This is a genomic window from Meiothermus sp. Pnk-1, from assembly GCF_003226535.1.
In the GTDB taxonomy this organism is placed as follows: domain Bacteria; phylum Deinococcota; class Deinococci; order Deinococcales; family Thermaceae; genus Allomeiothermus.
The window spans coordinates 245,465-265,449 of the sequence record NZ_QKOB01000006.1 but is presented as its reverse complement, the minus strand read 5'-3'; the positions used below and the strand labels follow the sequence as shown (position 1 = coordinate 265,449).

Sequence of the window (19,985 nt, the reverse complement as noted above, 5' to 3'; positions counted from 1 at the left end):
CGGCGTCTGGCCCCCTGCCTTGTGCCTCAAGCGTTCGGCACTCTCTTGGGCATCACCCCGCCGATGATCATGCCCAGCACGTCATCGTGGGTGACATCGCGGGTGTTGACGGTTCCCACGACCCGCCCGTTCTTCATCACGGTAATTCGGTCGGCCAAGTCGAACACATCGTGCAGGTCGTGGCTGATCAAGAAAATCCCCACCCCCTCGGCCTTGAGGGCTTTGATGAGCTCGCCCACTTTTTGGGTTTCCTCTGGCCCTAGGGCGGCGGTGGGTTCATCCATGATCAGGATTTTGGCCTTGAAGTGAATGGCCCGCCCGATGGCGACGGTCTGGCGCTGCCCGCCCGACATGTTGGCCACGGGAACCCGCAGGCTAGGAATCCTTACCCGCAGACGGTCCAGAACCCTGCGGGCCTCGAGCTCCATAACGTCTTCGTCGAGCATCACTCCGCGCACCTTCTCCCGGCCCAAGAAGATATTGGCAACAGCGTCTAGGTTATCGGCTAGGGCCAAATTCTGGTAGATGGTCTCGATGCCATATTGCTGGGCATCTTGCGGGCTGCTGATCTTGACCTCCTGCCCATTCACGAAGATCTGCCCGCTATCGGCTTGGTAGGCCCCCGAAAGCACCTTGATCAAGGTGGATTTCCCCGCCCCGTTGTGGCCCAGGAGCCCTACCACCTCGCCGGGGTAGAGGTCGATGCTGGCGTTATCGAGCGCTTGGTTGCCGCCAAAGCGCAAAGAGATGTTTCTCATTTCGACCAGGGGTGTCATACTAACCTCCAAGCCTGAAAGAGCCCTAGCTCTTTTGGTTCCTCAAGTACACTGTATTCCAGATGACTGCGGCCAAGAGCACCGCTCCCAGCACTACGTTTTGCCACTCGGTAGGAAGGCCCAAAAGCACCATGCCCCCCCGCAAAGAGGACATCAGCAAAGCGCCCATGGCTGCTCCCACGATGGTTCCGCTGCCCCCGGCCAAAGCCGTGCCCCCGATCACCGCGGCGGCGATCACATCCAGCTCGAGCAAATTCCCCATGCTGTTGGTCACGAAGTTGAGCCGGGCGGCTTGTACTGCCCCGGCCAGCGCGGCCAGTAGCCCCATCAAGGCGAAGACCCATACCAGCATTCGCCGCACGTTGATCCCGGCCAGGAGGGCCGCTTCGGGGTTCCCTCCAATGGCGAAGACATAGCGCCCGAAGCGGGTGTTGAGGGTCACCCAGTTGAGCGTGAAGAGCACCAATAAGGTGATCAGCACCGGGACCGGGATGCCTCGAGGGATGTTGGTGCCAGGGTAGGTGTAGGCATTCATTACCAGTACAAAGGCCAGGGTGAGCATCAGCAAAAAACCCATCACTACCCCCTCGGCCCACATCGGGCGCACCGGAAGCCCGTTCTTCTGGCGGCGGCTACGGTTGGAGAGCGAATGGTAGACGATGAGGAGCATTACCACCCCCCCCACTACCCAGGTCCAGGTTTCCCCGATCGAACCATTCAGCCCGCCCCCCAATACCTTGAAGCTATCGTTGAGCGGCCCGATGGTGCGTCCGCTGGCCACGATGAAAGTGGCATTGCGGAAGATGAGCAGCCCGGCCAGCGTGACCACAAAAGCCGGAACCCCCCAGTACGCCACCCAGTACCCCTGAAAGGCCCCGATCAGGGCGCCCAACGCCAAGCCCACCAAAAGCGCCAAAAGCCAGTGGCCGCCCCAGCCCAGCGGGGGAACCGTCTGGATCAGGGCCATGATCATCCCGGTGAAGCCCAAAACTGAGCCCACCGAGAGGTCAATTTGCCGCGTCACGATCACCAACACCATACCCCCTACCATGATCCCGACCACGGCGGTCTGCACTGAGAGGTTCCAGAGATTTTGTGGGCTCAAAAATTGGCCGGGCTGGTTCAGGGTGAGCAGTTGGAAGACCGTCCATACTACGATCAGCACGATCAGCATGGTCAGGATTCGACCATCTACCCGGAGGCTTTGAAAAACGTTTTCGGCACCCGCTCTATTGCGCTGCATCTGCATGGCTGCCGCTCCTTTCGTTAACGCTGGTTGAGCCTATATTAAGGCTATTTGCGTTGCACTACGAGAGGGAAGCTGAGATAGCCGGGGTCCCTTCAGCATACAAGGGGTGGGCGCGCGGCCCACCCCTCCTGATCCCAGCAGATCAGCGGCAGGCGGCAGGAGCGTTCGCGCCGCTTACCCCTTGGCAGAGGGCTTCTTTGGTGATCCAGCCCGCTTTGAGCACCACGTCGAGGTTCTGGCGGGTGATCGGGATGGGTTTAAGCAACAGGGCGTTCATCTTGACCTTGTTGGGGCCATCGGCGAACACGGTGCGACCGGGGAGTTTTTCCTTGGGCGTGCCTCGCGCCATCAGCACTGCGGCCTCAGCGGCTTTTTTGCCCAACTCGCGGGCATCTTTCCAGACGCTTACCGTTTGCAGCCCACGGGCTACGCGGTTGAGGGCGGCTTGGTCGCCATCTTGCCCCGAGACTGGAACCTTGCCAGCCAGGCCCACTGCGGCCAGCGCAGCCACCACTCCTCCGGCGGTGCCGTCGTTGGAAGCCACCACTGCGTCTACTTTGTTGCCGTTGGCGGCAAGGATTTGTTCCATGTTGCGCTGGGCCACTTCGGGCTTCCACCCCTCGGTATACTGCTTGCCTACCACCTTGATGTCCCCTCTATTGATGGCGGGCTGGAGCACCTCGAGCTGCCCTTTGTGCAAAAAGTCGGCGTTGGGGTCGGTATTGGCCCCCAGGATGAAGGCATAGTTGCCCTTGGGCTTTACGGCGTATACCGCTCTAGCCTGCATCCGGCCCACTTCCACGTTATCGAAGGTGATGTAGTAGGCGTAGTCGTTTTCGATCAAGCGGTCATAGGCCACCACCGGGATCCCGGCGGCCTTGGCTTTATCAATGGCGGGCAGGATGGCATCCTTGTCCCAGGCCAGGATGATCAGGGCGTTGGCTCCGCGCGAGATAAGGGCGTCGATGTCGTTGAGCTGCTTCTCCGAGGAGCTTTGCGCATCGGCGCTGATATAGTCGGCTCCCATACGGCCTAGCTGCTGGCGGATGGCGGCTTCGTCGATCTTCCAGCGTTCCTCTTGGAAATTGGCCCAGCTTACCCCCACGATCACTTTCTTCTGGGCCAATGCCGGTGCTGCCAAGAGCAGAACGAGCAGGATTGCCTTGAGGAATAGCTTCATACTCTTCCCTCCGAACCCCTTTTCGGTGAACCCCACGCCTGGGCGCAAAGACGCTGCCAACCAAGAATTTCCGGCGTAAAGGCTCTTTCCCTGAACCGACGAGTCGAAACCCCAAAGCGGAATTTGACCCCTTCAGCTACCCTGAGTTTTTCGACTCAGGGTAGAAAATACCGTATTCATGGGCGACTGTCAACCTGGCGGGGGAGCTTCGAAGCTCAGGCCCCGCCAAAGAAAAAACATTTGTGTGGCGGTGGCAGATCCTGTTAGGGGTTGGCGGGCCGAGGGGTATAAGGTTGGGCTTTGCTGCCGCGCTCGAGGAGGATAAACTGGTTGGCCTTTACCTCCTGCCAGCCTTCCCATTCCCCATCCGGCCACTGTACCCGCACCCGGACTGTCTCCGCCCTACCCAGCCCAAAGTGCAGAAACCCCAAGCTCCCGCTGGCGTGGCCACCGCCTATGGTGTGCTCGCGGCGCAGGATGCGGTCGCCCAGTTGAACTTCGAGCCAGGCTCCTACCGCGTCGCGGTTGCCGCCGGGCTGCCGCAGGCGGATCTGTAGCCAGTTGCCCAACGCTTTGGGGGCGCTCGCGCTTCCGGCACCCACGTTGCGCCAGACCTGGGCCTCGTCCAGCCGGTTCACCACCACCACGTCCAAGAGCCCGTCCGCGTTGAGGTCCACTACCTGGGCTCCCCGTCCGCGCAAAAAGCTGGCTAGCCCGGCCTTGTCTCCAACTTCCTGAAAGCTCCCGTCCGGCTGGCCCAGCAGCAGGTTGTTAGGGTCTTTGGCTGCGGCGTCCTTCATAAAGCCCACATTTCCCTTGGCGATGAAGAGATCAATGAGCCCATCGTTGTTGACATCTTCAAACTGGGCGTGCCAGGCGGTGGACATGTGCACGTCGCCACCGGTGTAAGGGCGGTGTGCGGTGACCCCTCGGCGAAAGGCGATATCCGAGTAGGTCGGCCCCTTGGACCCAGCCTGCAGGGCCTGAAGTTTGTTGTCGCCCATGCTCGAGAGAAAGTACACCGGGTAGCCTTGGCCCAACAGGTCATAGCTGGCGATGCCCATACCCCAGATTTGCAATCGCTTCCAGCCCTCGGCCTCAGTGAAGAGGCGGGGTGGCTGGCCGGGAACGATCTGCCAGAGCTGCTCTTGGCCTTTGCCCGCGTAGTATTCGCGGTCGTTGCTGACCCGCAAGGAGGGCGTACCCGAGCGGTTCCAGTCGCTGAAGAGCATCGAGAGGGCGCAGTAGCTGGGCTCGAGCGGGATCGGCGCAGTGTACCCCTTACCGACAGGGCGGTAAAGCGCGTTGCCTTTGCAGCTTCCCCAGGGAAACCTGGTCTCGCGGTCGATGTAGTTGCCAAAAGCCAGCGTGGGCCAGTCCTGCCCCCTCTCCCAGGTCGCGGAAAAAGCCGTGGTCCACTCCCGGTCTGATTTGAATCCCCAGATCTCGTTGGCCCGCTCGAAACGGCAATTTCCCAGGCCGCGCATGAGGAGCTTCTCCCCTGCGCGGAGCAAGACCACATCGGTCTTTCCATCCCCGTCCACATCCAACGGGTAGGCTCCGACCACGTTATCGACCTCGAGCCCCGCCGCTTCTTCACGGAATTTCAAGGCCCCGCCCAGCGGGCTAAGGTTGCGGTAGAACTTGGCCCGGTTGCTCCCGCCCGAGAGCAGCAGATCTGGCAAGCCGTTATCGTCACAGTCAAAAACCGCCACCCCACCCCCCACCATAAAGTCCCCATCGTAGCGGCTATGCAGGCCAGCGCTTTGGGTTTCCTCCACGAAATTCGGGATGGGCGGTTGGGCGAAACCCCAGCCGCCTAGAGCAAACAGAGCAAGCCCAATCGAGGGGAAAGCGCGCATAGGAGTTCCTGTTTCCGATAGACTAAGCTGCATCCAACCGTAGGGCAAGACCGGTTTGCGCAAACCATGGAGGAGTCATGTTGGCTTTAGCCCGAAAATTTTTCTGTGGCCTAGCGCTGCTCGTCGGGGTAGCGGTGGCACAGCCGCTCGAGCCCTGGATCGCTAGGCACACCTCTGCTCTCGAGCAAGCCGTTTCCCGCCTACCGCAGACCTCCCCCGGTCCGCTCACCTGGGACACCCTGAGCGAGATCGAACGCCTCGAGCTGCTGGGCATCCAGACCCAGATGTTTAGCCCACCGCGAGCTGCCCGGGCCTTGGCTTTGCTCTCGGTCGCCCTGAACGACACCCTAGCCTTTTTGGGCGAAGCTGGAGCTGAGCGCAACGTGGCCTTGGCTTACGCCGCCCAAGAGGTGATGCTCTACCTCCACCCGACGTTTCCCAACCTCAAGGACGGGGTGCGGGAGACGGTGGCCGACATCCAGGCCAAAACCGAGAGAGCAGGGGTAGCCAAGGAGGTGTTGCAGGGTTCGGCTCGGGTGGGTTTTTTGGTAGGCAGGCAGGTGGTGGACTTCGCCCGCCGGGATGGGTACAGCCACCAGGTGATCCCGCAATATCCCCCGGCTGCGCCGGGGGTCTGGGTGCTCCCGCTCGGTCGGCCCGCTGCCGAGCCGGGCTGGGGTCAACTCATCCCTATCGGCGTGGCTAAAGATCAGTTGGCCGAAGCCTTGCCTCCTCCTGCCTGGGACTCCCCCGAATACGAACAAGAGCGCCGGCTCTTCTGGGAGGAACAAAAGAGACTCGATGACCACGGTCGCGCGATCGCCGATAAGTGGGCTGGTGACCCCGGTACCGTTACCCCCGCCGGGCTATGGCAGGAGCTTGCGCTGCGCGTGCTACGCGATAAAGCCTCGAGCCCTGAGGCCGCAGTAAAGGTCCTGGCCGCGCTCAATGTGGCTATGCACGACGCTTTTATCGCTTGCTGGAAAGCGAAATTCACCTACTATACAGCCCGGCCTGACCAGTGGGTGCATACCTTTGATAAAAGCTGGAAACCCTATCTCCGTACCCCGCGGTTCCCGGCTTACCCTTCTGGCCACTCCACCGTGAGCGGAGCCGCGGCACGGGTGCTCGAGCACTACTTTCCCGAGCAGGCCGCCTTCTTTGAGGAGATGGCCCAGGAGGCTTCGTATTCGCGGATCATCGCCGGGATCCACTGGTTTGTGGACGGCAAAAATGGGCTAGATCTGGGCCGCAGGGTGGCCGAGCAGGTGCTTGAACGTCAGCGGTATTGAGCTAGGGACCAGCCGGCGGTGTCGCTTTGCGCGCGGGTCACAGGTAGCATACAATCCCCCTGACATGGCCCTGTTCGCCGTGGACAAACCCCTTGGCATCACCTCTCACGACGTGGTGGACGCTATCCGCAAACAGCTAGGAACCCGCCGGGTGGGGCACACCGGAACCCTCGACCCCCTAGCCACGGGGGTACTGATCCTGGCGAGCGACGCCTCGACCAAGTTGGTCCCCTTTCTCTCCGCCGAGGACAAGGAGTACTTGGCCTGGGTCTCCTTCGGCGCGACCACCGAGACCCTCGATGCCGAGGGTCCGGTGACGGCGGAGGTTCCGGCGCGCTTCAGCAGGAGAGACCTCGAGACCACCCTGACGCGCTTTCTTAGCCTCACCGAACAGGTGCCCCCGGCGTATTCGGCGGTCAAGGTCGGTGGGGTCAAGGCGTACGAAGCGGCCCGGAAGGGGGAGAGCTTGGAGCTTGTCCCCAGGCCGGTTAGGTACCTCGAGGCCACCCTGCTGGCCTTCGATCCGGCCCTCAAGGCCTACCATATCGCCCCTTCGCCCCATGGCTGGGAGATCGCCCCAGTGAAGGGCCGACAGGCCCCCGGCGATGCCGGTACTCAGCGAGGCCGCCCGGTTGCGCTTCCGCGGGCGCTGGGAGAGTATCCCACCGCGGTGATCCGCTTGGTGGTAGGCAGCGGAACCTATATCCGAGCCTTTGCCCGCGACTTGGGGGAGATGCTGGGGACCAAGGCCTTTTTGTCAGGGTTGGTGCGGACCCGGGTAGGGCGGGTGGGGCTGGAGCGCTGTGTACCCCTTGAGCAAATTGATCCCAAGCGCTCCCTGGAGGAGACCCAAGTCCTCTCCTTTCCGCTAGTGCAGCTCTCCCACACCGAGGTGAAGCGGGTGCTCGAGGGTGTGCCGCTCCCCATCCCAGCCCAAGGGTACGTAGCTTTGCTGGACAGCCGCCGTCGCCTCGTCGCCATCGCCGAGGGAGACGGCTTCAAGCTCAAGATCAAACGGGTATTCAAAGGCTGAGCGGGGGAGGTTGGGCGTCACCGGTGCGACCTGGTTAGGGCGAGGACAATCCCACCTTGCGTACGACGTCAGTAAAGCCCAATCCCCCAAAGATCAAGTCACCCCTGCCCCAGTTCGAAGGTTTCCTTGATGATGGGGGTAGACAGCACCACCGAGGTGCGGGTGTTGCCGAAGACCATCATCTGCTGGATGAGCTCTTGCAGGTGCGCGATGGAGCGTGTCACCACCCGGGCCACGAACGAAGCCTCTCCGGTCACGAAGTAGCATTCGCGCACCTCGAGCTTACCCCGGGCAAACTCCACTACCTGGGGGTAGCGGCTAGGGGGAGCCGCTACCTCGATGAGGGCGGTGATCTCGTAGCCGAGGCGAGCCAGATCCAGCCGGGCCCCGTAGCCGGTGATGATTCCGCGGTCCTCGAGCCGCCGCACCCGCTCGGTGACGGCGGGGGTAGAAAGCCCCACCCGTCGGCCTAGCTCGCTGTAGGAAAGCCGGGCGTCTTGTTGCAGTTCGTGCAGGATAGCCAAGTTGATAGGGTCCAGCAGCTTTTGGGGATCGGAAGCCATATTTGCACTTAAGCTTAACAAACCATAACTAGTCTTCCAATATAGCCTTAACTTTGGCATTCCTTTGCCCCTACCCAGGCCCTACACTTTCGGAAAAAGAGGTGAAGCATGATCATCGGAGTGCCCAAGGAGATCAAGACGCTCGAGAATCGCGTGGCCTTGACGCCCGGTGGGGTTACCAGCTTGGTGCGGCGCGGCCATATGGTGCGGGTGCAGCATAACGCCGGGGTCGGCTCGGGAATCTCGGATGACGAGTACCGGGCTGCCGGAGCCGAGATCGTCCCCGCCGAGGAGGCCTGGGCCGCCGATTTGGTGGTCAAGGTCAAGGAGCCCATCGCCGAGGAGTACCGTTACCTGCGCGAGGGCTTACTGCTTTTTACCTACTTACACCTCGCCGCTGACGAAGCGCTCACCCAGGCCCTGTTGGCCGGGGGAACCACCGCCATCGCCTACGAAACGGTGCAGCTCGAGGACGGATCGCTTCCGCTGCTGCTGCCGATGAGCGAGGTCGCAGGCCGGATGGCTCCCCAGGTGGGGGCCGCGGCCCTGGAGAAGCCCCACGGCGGGCGAGGAGTTCTGCTGGGCGGGGTGCCTGGGGTGGCCCCGGCCAGCGTGGTCATCCTCGGCGGGGGGGTGGTGGGTACCAACGCCGCCAAGATCGCTTTGGGCATGGGCGCTCAGGTGACCATCCTAGAGCTTTCCAAAGCCCGCTTGCAGTACCTCGACGACATCTTTGGCGGGCGGGTGATCACCCTGGCCTCCACCGAGGCCAACATCGCATCCTCGATTCGGCACGCCGACCTCCTCATCGGCGGGGTGTTGATCCCCGGGGCCAAAGCCCCCAAGCTGGTCACCCGCGAGATGCTGGGGAGCATGAAAGAGGGCGCGGTGATCGTGGACGTGGCGGTGGACCAGGGGGGGTGTGTGGAGACTATCCACCCCACTACCCACGCCAACCCCACCTATGTGGTGGACGGGGTGGTCCACTACGGGGTAGCCAACATGCCCGGTGCGGTGCCGCGTACCTCCACCTTCGCCCTCACCAACCAGACCCTGCCCTACCTGATCCGGCTGGCCGAGAAGGGCCTGGACGCCCTGCGCGAAGACCCGGCCTTGAGAAAGGGACTCAACACCTTCGCCGGAAAGTGCACCCATCGGGGGGTGGCTGAGGCTTTCGGCCTGGCCTATACCCCGGCAGAGTCCTTGCTAAATACGTTGTAGAAATCCTCTGCCCGAAGCGCTTTCCACTGGCCCTTGGCGGAACGCTTCGGGCGGTATAAAGCCTCTCCGGTGGCCTACGGCGCGAGGTATGGGGGCGACTAAGGCGCGCTGTGCCCTGCGGATAAAGGCAGCCACACGATGGCGGTGGTGCCCTTGCCGAGTTCGCTCTCGAGCCGGATTTTCCCGCCGTGTTGCTCGACGATCCACTTGGCGATGGAAAGGCCCAGCCCACTTCCCCCGGGGTCGCGGCGGCGCGACTGATCGGCGCGGTAGAAGCGTTCGAAGACGTGGGGGAGATCCTGGGGGGCGATCCCGTTTCCGGTGTCTGAAACCCGCAGCTCGGCGTGGCCCCCCTGATGAAGGAGGGCTAGATGCACCTTTCCCCCGGGAGGGGTGTATTTAAGCGCATTATCCAACAGGATCAGCGCCAGTTGCTTGAGGTAATCCCGATCTCCCACCAGCCGCACCGGCTCCAGCTCATGGGTAAGATGGTGCTGCTGGCTGAGGTGGCAGGCGCTTTCGAAGGCTTCCAGCAGCACGCGGTCTAGCTCGATGGACTCGCGCTTGAGCCGGTGCCCCGCATCGCCCCGGGCCAAGGCCAGCATATCGGCTACCAGTCGTCCCAGCCGCCGGGCTTCCTGGAGGGCTTGGACCACCGAGTCCATACGGTCCTGGGGGGACATCTCGGGGTAGCGGTGGAGCAGTTCCAGATTGCCCTGGATGGCCGTGAGCGGGGCCCGTAGCTCGTGGGCGGCGTCGGCCACAAAGCGCTGCTGAGCCTGGTTGATCTCGCGCAAGCGGGCTTCGCTTTGGCGCAGGGCCTCCTCGGCTAGGCGGCGCTGGGTGGTGTCGAGGGTGATCCCGGCCATGCGCGTGGGCCGCCCGCTGCGGTCGCGGTAGACCCGTCCGCGCACCGCCAGCCAGCGTTCCTGCCCACCCGACAAGACTACCCGGAACTCGTCCTCGTAGAGTTCACCCGCCTCGAGCACCTGCCGCACTTTGCTTTTCAGGCGCTTGCGGTCGTCGGGATGGACGGCCCGCAGCAGGGCGCGAAGCTTGGTCGCGATGGGCTCTCCCTCCTGCGGGGGCTCGAGGCCCAAAAGCCGGGCTTGCTCCTCCGACCAGCGCGGTTTACCCTTGACTAGATCCCACTCCCACAGCCCGATCCCCGCAGCCTCGATGGCCAGCGACATCTGCGCCTCGAGCGAGCGGCGCTGGTGCTCGAGCTCGAGTTGGATGCGCGAGCGTTCGAGGCTATGGCGCAGCGCTCGGGCGATGGCCTCCCCGTCTACTCGGCCCTTGACCAGGTAGTCCTGAGCGCCCTCGCGCACCGCCTGCAAAGCGGTCTGTTCATCGTTCAGGCCGGAGAGCACCACGATGGTGACCTCGGGTAGAGCCGCGCGCAGGCGGTGTACTGCCTCCAGGCCGTGGGCATCGGGTAGGGATAGGTCCAAAAGCACCGCGTCGAAGCGGGCGTTGGCCAGCGCCTCCAGGGCCTCCGCCACCCTCCCTGCCCGGCGCACCGATAGCGACAACCCCTCCACCTCGGAGAGCAGTTCCTCCACCAGGAAAGCGTCGCCGGGGTTGTCCTCGACCAGCAGGATCCGGATGGAGGGTGTGGGGCTCACCCTACTTTCCCTCCTTGGGTGGCAGCCGCACCACCGCCAGCCAAAAGTCCTCAAAACGGCGCACCACCCCGAGGAACTTCTCAAAGTCTACGGGCTTGGTCACATAGGCGTTGGCGTGGGCGTGGTAGCTTTTCACGATGTCTTCCTCGGCTTGGGAGGTGGTGAGCACGATCACCGGGATACGCCGCAGCTCAGGGTCTTGCTTGAGTTCGGCCAGCACCTCGAGCCCGCTTTTCTTGGGCAGGTTAAGGTCCAACAGCACAATATCGGGTCGAGGGGCCTGGGCGTAGCGGCCCTGGCGGCGCAGGTAGGCCAGCGCTTCTACCCCGTCCTCCACCACGTGCAGCCGGTTGTGGACCCGGGCCTCCTCGAAGGCCTCCCGGGTGAGTTCGACATCCCCGGGGTTGTCCTCGACCAGCAAGATCTCGACCAGGTTGGTGACCACCGCTGTCCCTTCGCTCATTTCTGCTCCTTCTCCTCCTCGGCTGCGGGCCAGGTGAAGTAAAAACGCGATCCCTCCCCCAAAACGCTCTCCACCCAGATCTTTCCGCCGTGCCGCTCCACGATTTTCTTGCACATCGCCAGGCCGATCCCGCTGCCAGGATAGTCTTCTTTCCCGTGAAGCCGCTGAAAAATCACGAAAATTCGTTCAAAGTATTCTTCTTCGATCCCGATCCCGTTATCCTCTACGCTGAAGCGCCACATCTCCCCCTGGCGAGCTGCCCCTATGCGTATACGCAGTGGACGCTCCGGGTGGCGGAACTTTACGGCGTTGGCGATGAGGTTTTGTAGCACCTGGCCGAGCTGGCTGCGGTCGGCCAGCACCACGGGCAAAGGGTCGGCCTCCACCGCCGCGCCGCTTTCTCGCAGGGCGAACTGGAGGTTCTCCAGGGTCTCCCGAAGTACGCTTTGGGCATCGGTGGGCTCGAGCGCCTGGGCACGGGTGCCCACCCGCGAGTAGGCCAGCAGGTCCTGGATGAGCCGCTGCATCCGCTCGGCCCCATCCACGGCGTAGTGGATGTACTGGTGGGCCTTCTCGTCGAGCTTATCGGCGTAGCGCTTAGCCAGGAGCTGAGTATATGAAGAGATCATCCGCAAAGGCTCTTGCAGGTCGTGCGAGGCCACGTAGGCGAACTGCTCCAGGTCGCGGTTGGAGCGCTCGAGTTCGGCGGTGCGCTGGGCTACCCGGGTCTCGAGTTCGGCGTTGAGTTCTCGTAGTTCACGCTCGAGCCGCTTGAGCTCGGTGATGTCTTGGGTGAAAGCCAGCCCCTGGCGCACTTGTCCGTCCGGCGAGCGCACCGGGGCTACCCACACCAGATAGGTTCGCTCACCGAAACCCACCTCCTCGCTCATCCGCTCGCCGGCCAGGGCCCGGCGGTACAGCCCGGCCAGCCGTTCGGCCAGCTCCGGCTCGAATAGCTCATAGACGGTGCGCTCCTCCAGCTCTTCGCGCGAAAGGCCCATGTCGGCCAGGCCCAGCCCGTCCACCAGCAGGTAGCGCAGGTTTTGATCGAAGAGGATCACCGTCCCGCCGGGGTAGTTCTCGATCAGCGAGCGGTAGCGTTTTTGCGACTCGCGCAGGGCTTCTTCGGTCTCGATCTGCTGGGTGATGTCGGTGTTGGTGCCGAACCAGCGCACCACCCGCCCCTTCTCGTCGCGCAAAGGTACCACCCGGGTGAGGAACTGGCGGAAGCGCCCATCCCGCCCGCGCAGAGGGAAGACCATCTCGAAGGGCTGTCCGGTGCGCAACGACGCTAACCAGCGCTCCATCACTTTGGGCAGCACCTCGGGGTGGTGCACCTTTTGCCAGCCCCAGCCCTCCATCTCCGCAGGGGTAGCGCCGGTATAGTCGTACCAGCGCTGGTTGTACCAGAAGATGTAGCCGTCCTCATCGGCCATCCAGGCCAGTTGAGGGATAGTTTCGGCCAGGGTGCGCAGCTCCTGCTCGCGTTCTTGCAGCTGCCGGTAAAGCCGGGCGTGGGCCAAAGCCACCCCAGCCCGGCGACCCAGCTCCTGGGCCAGGGCCAAGTCCCGCGCGCCGAAGCGGCGGCTCCCCCGGTTCATCCCTAGCCCGATCAGCCCTACTGTTTCCCCTCCAGCTAGCATCGGTACGAGGAGCACAGAGCCCAGCTCGAGCTTGCGTAAGAGCTCGAGGTGTCGCTCGTCGCGGGCTACCGCCCGGAGCATCTCGTCGTTGACCTCCGGCACCAGCAAGTACTGCCCGGTGCGCATGAGCCGGGCACCGAAGCCGGGGGCCTCGGGATCTTCCGGGTACTCCGCCGCCAGCTCCCGCACCAGCCGTACCCGCTCGGGGTCGGGGTGGGCGATCTCCAGGGCCTCGAGCTTACCCTCGGCGTTGGGCAGGCTCACGCTGCACCAGTCGGCCAAGCGCGGAACGGCCAGCTGAGCGATCCGGCGCAGGGTTTCCTCGACATCTAAGTTCGCCGCCAAAGCCACGCTGGCCTGATCGAGGAAGCGCAGGCCTTCCTCTTCCAGTTTCCGCTCGGTGATGTCGCGGGCGATGCTGGAGGCCCCGATCACCCGGCCCGCCCGATCCCGGATCGGCGAGAGCGTGAGCGATACGTAAAGGTCGCTCCCGTCCTTGCGCCGCCGCAGGGTCTCGTACTGCTCTACCCGTTCCCCGCGCTGCACCCGCTCGAGGAGCTTCTCCTCCTCCCCGACCAGATGCGGTGGGATGAGCCGCGTCACCGGCTGCCCCACTATCTCTTCGGCGCTGTAGCCGTACATCTCCTCGGCGCCCCGGTTCCAGCCGGTGATCACCCCGTTGAGGTCCTTGCTGATGATCGCATCGGCAGAGGACTCCACGACGGCGGCCAGGTAGGCGGTGGCCCGCTCGGCCTGCTTCTCCTCGGTGATGTCGGTGTGTAGGCCGACCCACTCGCGCACCGAGCCATCGGGGTTGCGCACCGGTACCGCCCGCACCCGCATGTGCCGGTACTCGCCGTCATGACGGCGCAGCCGGTGCTCGATCTGATAGAGCTGCCGTTCCCGCAGCGCCTGGTTCCAGGCCCGGGCGGTGGCCTCCCGGTCTTCGGGGTGGACCGCCTCGAGCCAGCCCCAGCCTTGATACTCCTCCCAACGCTGTCCGGTGAAGGCCGCCCAGCCCGGCTGCTCGCGTACGAACTCGCCGTGGGCCGGGGTATCCCACACGATCTGGGCGGTGGCCTCGACTAGGCTGCGGTAGCGTTCCTCGCTCCGCCGCAGGGCCTCTTCGGCCCGCTCCCGCTCGGTGATGTCCTCTACGGTGCCCACGTATCCGGTCAGGGTGCCCTTGGAATCAAACAGGGGTGTCCCCAGCACCCGGCTGTGCCGGATGCTTCCATCTTTGTGCAACCACCGGAACTCGAGGTCGTAGGGACGCTGCTCCCGTTTGGCGGCCATGCTCTGGGCATAGGCCCACTCCCGGTCTTCCGGGTGCACGTACTCGATCCAGCCGTAGCCTTGCCCCTCCTCGAGGGTATAACCCCCGATCTCCTGGGCCTTGGGGTTGGTGTAGAAGTTGTAGCCGGTGGGGTCGGAGTAGTAGATGCCCACCGGGGCCTTCTCGCTGAGGGCGCGAAAGCGCGCCTCGCTCTCGCGCAGGGCATTCTCGGCTTGTTTGCGCTCGGTGATGTCTACAAAGCTGATCACCGCGCCTCGCAGCCGGTCGCCCTCGAGGATGGGGTGGGCGTTGTACTCCACCGCCAGTGCGGTACCGTCCTTACGCCAGAACACCTCGTCCTCCACCCGGCAACCCTGGCGCTCGCGCAAAGCCTGGGCGATACGGCACTCCTTGAGGGGGTAGGGGCTACCGTCCGGGCGGTGGTGGTGGATCAAGGCGTGCATCTCCTGGCCCAGTACCTCCTTTGGGGTGTAACCCAGCAGCCGGGCCGCCACCGGGTTGATGAAGGTGCAGCGTCCCTGGGCGTCAATCCCGTAGACCCCCTCCCCGATGGACTCCAGGGTCAACCGCAGGAGGTTTTCGCTCTCCTGGAGGGCCTGCTCCACCCGGCGGCGTTCGCTGATGTCGCGGAATACCGTATACACCTGCGAGGGTCGGCCAGTCTCGTCTTCGAACAGCGGGGCGGCATCCACGAGGATCCAGCGGTACTCCCCCCGCGCGGGGTGAAATACCCCCATCAGCGTGTCGCGTACGGGTTGGCCGGTGCGCAGGGCTATCATGGCCGGGTGCTCCTCGCCAGGGAAGGGGCTGCCATCGGCCTTGATGGCCCGCCAGCGCGGATCCAAAGAGGCCATACCCCGCATCTGCTCGAGGGTGAGCCCCAAGATGCGCTGGGCCGCCGGGTTGGCCGAGAGAATGCGGCCCTCGCGGTCTTGGTAGACGATCCCCAGCGGTACGGTTTCAAAGAGTTGCTGGTACTTGAGCTCGGCGGCTGCGGCGCGTTCGTGGCCGTTGACGGGTTGCACATACACCGCTAGCCCCTCGTCCTCGGGATAGGCCTGCACTTCGAACCAGGCCCCCAGCGGGGGGAAGTAAGCCTGGAAGGCCACCGGGATCCCCTGCTGCATGGCGCGGGTACACTGCCGGTGGAACTCGGTCCCCGTGGCCTCGGCGTACTCCTCCCACAACCCCTTGCCCAGCAGTTCCTCGCGAGAGCGGCCCAACAACCGCTCGGCTTCGCGGTCGAGCTGGGTGAAGCGCCACTTTCGGTCCAGTGCGAAGTAGGCTCTGCCCCTCCCTTCGCCCGATCCGTCCAGCTCGGTGTAGCTCACCACCCAACCGGTTTTCGCTAGCGGCCTCAGGTGGGCGACGAACCGCCGGTAGACTCCATCGCGGCGACGCAGGCGCAGCTCGAGGTTTTGGGGTTGGCCGCCGCTGTAGGCCCTGGCCCAGGCCGCTTGGTCGTCGGGGTGCAGGGCTTGGCGCAGCACCTCCTCTAGATGGCCCGGCGACGGGGTGGGTAAGCCGGAGAACTCGCTAAAGCTCCGATTGAGGAATACCTTTTCCCCTTCTAGCACCCAGACCGGGTATGGCAAGGCATCGGCTAGATTGAGCGCCGTTAGGCTGGCTTCATCTGGGCGGGTGGGTTCCAAAGTGCACCTCGAGCGTCAGCATAGCAAGCGCAAGACCCCCGGTGGGCGCTCAATCGGTCGCATCCGGGCCCTCCGTCAGCCGCCGCACCTCGGCCAGCAACTCCGCAAAGCCCACCGGCTTGGTCAGGTAGGCGTCTGCTCCGGCTTGCAACAGCCGGTCGCGCGCTTCAGGGTCGTCCTGGCCCGAGAGCAGCAGCACCGGTAAGTCGGGGTTGTGCACCCGCAGCCGCGAAAGGGTCTGGTATCCGTCGAGGGCGGGCATCATCAGGTCCAGGATTACCAGGGCCGGTGAAGCGGCCTCCGCCAAGTTAAGGCCTTCCTCTCCCGAGGTGGCGAGCTGGACTGTATATCCCTCGAGCGAAAATCCCCGCCGCAGAAAGCCGCGCACGGAGGGGTCGTCGTCTACTACTAGGATGCACCGGGGGTCGTTCATCGTCTCCTAAGCAAACCGTATTAGACCCATATCTAGCTGAGGGCTAGCTGAGGAGAAGGGTTTACGCCCCCCAGTCGCGCCGCAGCCGCTCGACCTGGGCCCTGGCCAAGACCCGCCGGGGGTCGCCGCTAGGGAGCAGCTCGAGCGCCCGCTCCCACAGCTCGAGGTCCTGGGCTAGGCGCTCGGCGAGCAGCCACACCGCCTCGGGGTCGCCCGAGGCCAGCACGGCTTGGCGCAGCTTCTCCTCCAGCGCTTCGCGCTGTTCGACCACCGCCGGGGCTTCCGAACCGGGAAGGAGCGGGCCGCGGTACAGCCCCAGGGCTTTGCGTACCTGGCCTTGTTGGAGCAGCCGGGTGACCTCGAGGAAGTCCGCCCGGAAGCGACCGGCGAGCCGGTAAGGCTTGCTCTCGATCCCTACGCCTTCCCCCCGCAGCCGGGAGAGGTCGGCCTTGGCGGTTTGGGGGCTGGCCGTTTCACCGTAGACCGCCAGGGTGAGGGCTTCTAGGTTCAATCCCGCTGGGTGCAGGGCCAAAACCGCCATCAGCTCGGCGTAGCGCAGCCGACAGGGGTTGGCGAGCCGGGGGTGGATCACCCGGATTCCTCCCAGAAACTCCAGCTCGAGGTCGAAGTGCTCTTTCCATAGCAGGGCCAGCGTGGGACGGAACGCTTCCTCGGGGCCGGCCAGATACCCAGCCCCCCCCGGGGTTAGGAAGCTACGGATAGACTTCAAGGTGGCCTCGGCGGCGGCAGCCTCCCCTAGGGTCAGCTGGGCGCGGGCCAGGTAGAGCCCGGCCTGGGCCAGCCGAGAGGCCAGCAGCGGGGTTTGCAGCTCGGGCAGCACCTTCTGCAAGATCTCTTTCCCTTGGGCTGGGTCGCGCAGGCTGAGGACCATCCCGTGGGCGAGCTGGGCGTGGCGGCGAAAAAAAGGCGGCAGCCCTTCGGCCAGCCGCAAAGCCCGTCGGGCCACTTGCAGGGCCTCTTCTGCCCGCCCGCATTCCAACAGCGCCCGCGCCCAGAGGTTGGCGCGGGCGACGTATTCCTCGCGGCGACGGGTGGTCTGCGCCAGCTCGGCGTAGATCCGCTCGGCTTGCTCGGCTTGCCCCTGGCTCAGGTAAAGATCGGCCAAGGTGCTGCGAAAAAGGGCGCTAAGCCCAGAGCCGGCGCTTTCAAGGGGAGGGCTTTCCTGCTTTAGGCGCTCCTCGAGACCTGCCGTTTGCCCCAGCAGGATGCGGCTGGCGGCCCACTCGAGCAAAAGCCGCAGCCGCAGGCCGTCGTGCCCCAGCCCTTCGTGCCGGTACAGGTTGAGCCCCCACTCGGCCCAATCCGCCGCCTCCTCGTAGCGCCCCAGCGCGTTGAAGGTCTGGGAGAGGGAGAGGCTGCACAGAACGGTGTGGTAACGGTCTTGTTGCCGCTCGGCTAACCGCAGGGCCTCGGTGAGGACGTGCAGGGCTTGGGTGGGGTCCAGCAGGGTGCACATCCAGCCCCAGTGGTGTAACGTCAGCGGGGTGGCTGCGGCCTCGGCAGCCCGGCGGGCTTGGTGTATCCCCGCTTCCAGATCGCCCCGGCGGTAAAGGGCCAAAGCGTACAGCGCCCGCAGCTCCGGGGCCTCCTCCTGCTGCAAAAGGGCTTCGACCTGGGGCAATAGCTCGGCTTCCTGGTCTTGCTCGAGCGCTGCTGCCAGCCGCCAACGGAGCACCTGAGGGTCGGAGGGAAGGCGGCGGAGCAGGTGTTGCAGCAGCTCGAGGGTGCCCCGGGTCCACATAACCTGGGCGGCGGGCTCGAGGGCCTGGGCGATCTGGTGGGGCAGTTGGGCGCTGGCCAGCTCGAGGGCCTCAATCCAGCGTCGTTGCTGGGTTAGGGCGTGGAAAAGGGCTTGGGCTTGCTCCTCGGTGGTGGCCGACGCTTCCCCGGATAAAGGGCGCGGCCCGCGCGGGCTGGGTCTGGCGCGGGGTCCAAAGAGGCCGCGCGCGGCATCGAGCAGCAACAAAAAGCGCTCGTAAGCCCGCCCGCTCGACTCCAAGAGGGTCTCGAGCTGCTCCCGGTGCACGCCGCCTTGGGCAAGGGCGGCGGCTTCCTCGTAGGTGAGGGCGAGCTGCTCTGGGCCTAGCCGCAGGCTCCCGGCGGGTGGACGGAATTCTGCGGGGAGGTGGGAAAAGTGCAGGATCACCCGGCTCCCGGCGCGGCCTAGCCCCAGCAGGCCGCGGGCCAGCCCGACCCCGTACTCGGCCCCCGAGAGGGCGAAGGTGAAAGGCCCTAGCAGCTCCAGGTGGTTATGCAGCACCGAGAGCCCGTAATCGTAGGGCATGGCGTAGCCAAACAGGGGGCTCCCCAGGGCCCGGGCCACGGCTTCGGCCAGCTTGTTGCCCTGTACCACCGGGTCCTTGGCGTCGCGGGGGTTGAGCTCGAGCCAGACCAAAGGCCGCTCGTTCAGGGCCGCGATGAGGTACGGGGCCCCCCATCCGGGCTCGCCCTCCAGGATGAGCGGGCCGGGGTGTCGGCGGATGGCCTCGAGATGGCGGGAAAGCCACGCGTCCACACCCTTTTTTTACATCTGTAAACGCCGCCGCGGTGTTTATACTCCGGGGAAAGCGAACTGCTCGAAACCCAGCTCGGCCACGGAGAACCAGCGGTACTCGAGCTCGAGGAATTTACGGTAGCTGGTGTAGATCTCCCGGTAGGTGGCGTCTTTCGCCGCCTGATCCTCGTAGAGGGCTTTGGCCTCCTCCTGGGCTTTGCGCATGATCTCGAGGGGCCACTTCCGCAAGAGCACCCCTCCTTTGAGCAGCCGTTGCAGGGCGGGTGGGTTCTGGGCGTCGTACTTGGCCATCATGGTGAGGTTGACCTCGGTAGCAGCCACCTGAAAGGCTTCTTGGAACTCTTTGGGCAGCCGTTGCCACTCCCGCTGGGAGACGAGGAAAGAGAGCTGGGCGGAGGGCTCCCAGAAGGAGGGGTAGTAATAGTAGCGGGCCACCTTGTAAAAGCCCAGCTTCTCATCGTCATAGGGTCCGGAGAACTCGGTGGCGTCAATGGCGCCGCGCTCCAGGGCGGGGTAGATGTCCCCCGCCGCCAGGGTTTGCGGCACCACCCCTAGCCGCCCCATCACCAGCCCACCCAGGCCGGGGATGCGCATCCGCAAGCCCTTGAGGTCCGCCAAGGACCTGACCTCTTTGCGAAACCAGCCCCCCATCTGGGTGCCGGTATTGCCCCCGGGGAACTGGATCACCCCGTAGTCCGCGTAGAGGGATCGCAGCAGTTCCAGCCCACCGCCGAAGTACATCCAGGCGTTGTGCTGCCGGTAGGTCATGCCAAAGGGGACCCCTCCGTCAAAGGCCAGGGCGGGGTTCTTGCCCACGTAGAAGGGTCCGTAAGTGTGGCCCGCTTCCACCGTGCCGCCTTGGACAGCGTCCAGCACCTGCCCTCCGGGGACGATCTCTCCCGCCTGGTAAACGCGGATTTGGAAGCGGCCCTCGGTGAGCTCGGCGACCCGCTTGGCCAGATCCTCGGCGCCTCCGTAGAGGGTGTCCAGGCTCTTGGGGTAGCTGGAGACCATCCGCCAGCGTACCTGGGGGGTGGCTTGGGCGAGGGCCGAGTATGAGAGGCTTGCCGCCAAACCCACGCCCGCCTTCTTGATGAGATCACGCCTTTGCATGTGAACCTCCTGGGTGTACGCCCAAGTTACCATTCGGCGCGCTT

Annotated in this window: 14 protein-coding genes; 3 read left to right on the top strand and 11 right to left on the bottom strand. The window is 64.5% G+C overall.

Going from position 1 to position 19,985, the window contains the following annotated elements:
* Window positions 1-26: 26 nt before the first annotated feature.
* The 4 genes from DNA98_RS10560 to DNA98_RS10545 form a co-directional block, all read right to left on the bottom strand.
* Entirely contained in the window at window positions 27-776 is a 750-nt protein-coding gene (locus tag DNA98_RS10560) for an ATP-binding cassette domain-containing protein (protein WP_110530130.1), read from the bottom strand.
* A 25-nt stretch (window positions 777-801) separates the two neighbouring features.
* The gene (locus tag DNA98_RS10555) at window positions 802-2,025 is read right to left on the bottom strand and encodes a sugar ABC transporter permease (protein WP_110530128.1); all 1,224 of its coding nucleotides are present in this window, start codon (window positions 2,023-2,025) and stop codon (window positions 802-804) included.
* A gap of 142 nt (window positions 2,026-2,167) precedes the next feature.
* Window positions 2,168-3,205 carry a D-xylose ABC transporter substrate-binding protein gene (gene xylF / locus DNA98_RS10550; RefSeq protein WP_110530685.1) on the bottom strand — a complete coding sequence of 346 codons (1,038 nt, stop codon included), beginning with the start codon at window positions 3,203-3,205 and terminating at the stop codon, window positions 2,168-2,170.
* Window positions 3,206-3,468: 263 nt separating this feature from the next.
* Window positions 3,469-5,067, bottom strand: coding sequence for a CRTAC1 family protein (locus DNA98_RS10545; RefSeq protein WP_110530125.1), 1,599 nt, complete (start codon window positions 5,065-5,067; stop codon window positions 3,469-3,471).
* Window positions 5,068-5,144: 77 nt separating this feature from the next.
* Between DNA98_RS10545 and DNA98_RS10540 the strand changes: the two genes are divergently transcribed.
* Both DNA98_RS10540 and truB read left to right on the top strand, forming a co-directional pair.
* Entirely contained in the window at window positions 5,145-6,359 is a 1,215-nt protein-coding gene (locus DNA98_RS10540; protein WP_110530122.1) for a vanadium-dependent haloperoxidase, read from the top strand.
* Window positions 6,360-6,423: 64 nt separating this feature from the next.
* Window positions 6,424-7,392, top strand: coding sequence for a tRNA pseudouridine(55) synthase TruB (gene truB / locus DNA98_RS10535; protein WP_110530119.1), 969 nt, complete (start codon window positions 6,424-6,426; stop codon window positions 7,390-7,392).
* Between the two features lie 98 nt (window positions 7,393-7,490).
* On the opposite strand, the gene DNA98_RS10530 is transcribed toward truB, so the two are convergent.
* On the bottom strand, window positions 7,491-7,955 hold the full coding sequence (locus DNA98_RS10530) for an Lrp/AsnC family transcriptional regulator (protein WP_110530116.1): 465 nt from the start codon (window positions 7,953-7,955) through the stop codon (window positions 7,491-7,493).
* A gap of 108 nt (window positions 7,956-8,063) precedes the next feature.
* Between DNA98_RS10530 and ald the strand changes: the two genes are divergently transcribed.
* Entirely contained in the window at window positions 8,064-9,176 is a 1,113-nt protein-coding gene (gene ald, locus DNA98_RS10525; RefSeq protein ID WP_110530113.1) for an alanine dehydrogenase, read from the top strand.
* Window positions 9,177-9,274: 98 nt separating this feature from the next.
* Here ald and DNA98_RS10520 read toward each other — a convergent pair whose 3' ends face one another.
* The 6 genes from DNA98_RS10520 to DNA98_RS10470 all read right to left on the bottom strand — a co-directional run bounded on the left by DNA98_RS10520 (window position 9,275) and on the right by DNA98_RS10470 (window position 19,941).
* Window positions 9,275-10,804, bottom strand: coding sequence for a hybrid sensor histidine kinase/response regulator (locus DNA98_RS10520; protein ID WP_158531636.1), 1,530 nt, complete (start codon window positions 10,802-10,804; stop codon window positions 9,275-9,277).
* A gap of 1 nt (window position 10,805) precedes the next feature.
* Window positions 10,806-11,267: a response regulator gene (locus tag DNA98_RS10515; protein ID WP_110530106.1), complete on the bottom strand. Its 462-nt coding sequence runs from the start codon at window positions 11,265-11,267 to the stop codon at window positions 10,806-10,808.
* A complete protein-coding gene (locus DNA98_RS17680; protein WP_146237989.1) occupies window positions 11,264-15,859 on the bottom strand; it encodes a PAS domain S-box protein in 4,596 nt (1,531 codons plus the stop codon). Before DNA98_RS17680 ends, DNA98_RS10515 begins: the two co-directional genes overlap by 4 nt.
* Before the next feature lie 49 nt (window positions 15,860-15,908).
* The gene (locus tag DNA98_RS10480) at window positions 15,909-16,292 is read right to left on the bottom strand and encodes a response regulator transcription factor (protein ID WP_110530103.1); all 384 of its coding nucleotides are present in this window, start codon (window positions 16,290-16,292) and stop codon (window positions 15,909-15,911) included.
* A 61-nt stretch (window positions 16,293-16,353) separates the two neighbouring features.
* The gene (locus DNA98_RS10475; RefSeq protein ID WP_110530101.1) at window positions 16,354-18,828 is read right to left on the bottom strand and encodes a hypothetical protein; all 2,475 of its coding nucleotides are present in this window, start codon (window positions 18,826-18,828) and stop codon (window positions 16,354-16,356) included.
* A gap of 36 nt (window positions 18,829-18,864) precedes the next feature.
* On the bottom strand, window positions 18,865-19,941 hold the full coding sequence (locus tag DNA98_RS10470) for a TRAP transporter substrate-binding protein (protein WP_110530683.1): 1,077 nt from the start codon (window positions 19,939-19,941) through the stop codon (window positions 18,865-18,867).
* Between the last annotated feature and the right edge of the window lie 44 nt (window positions 19,942-19,985).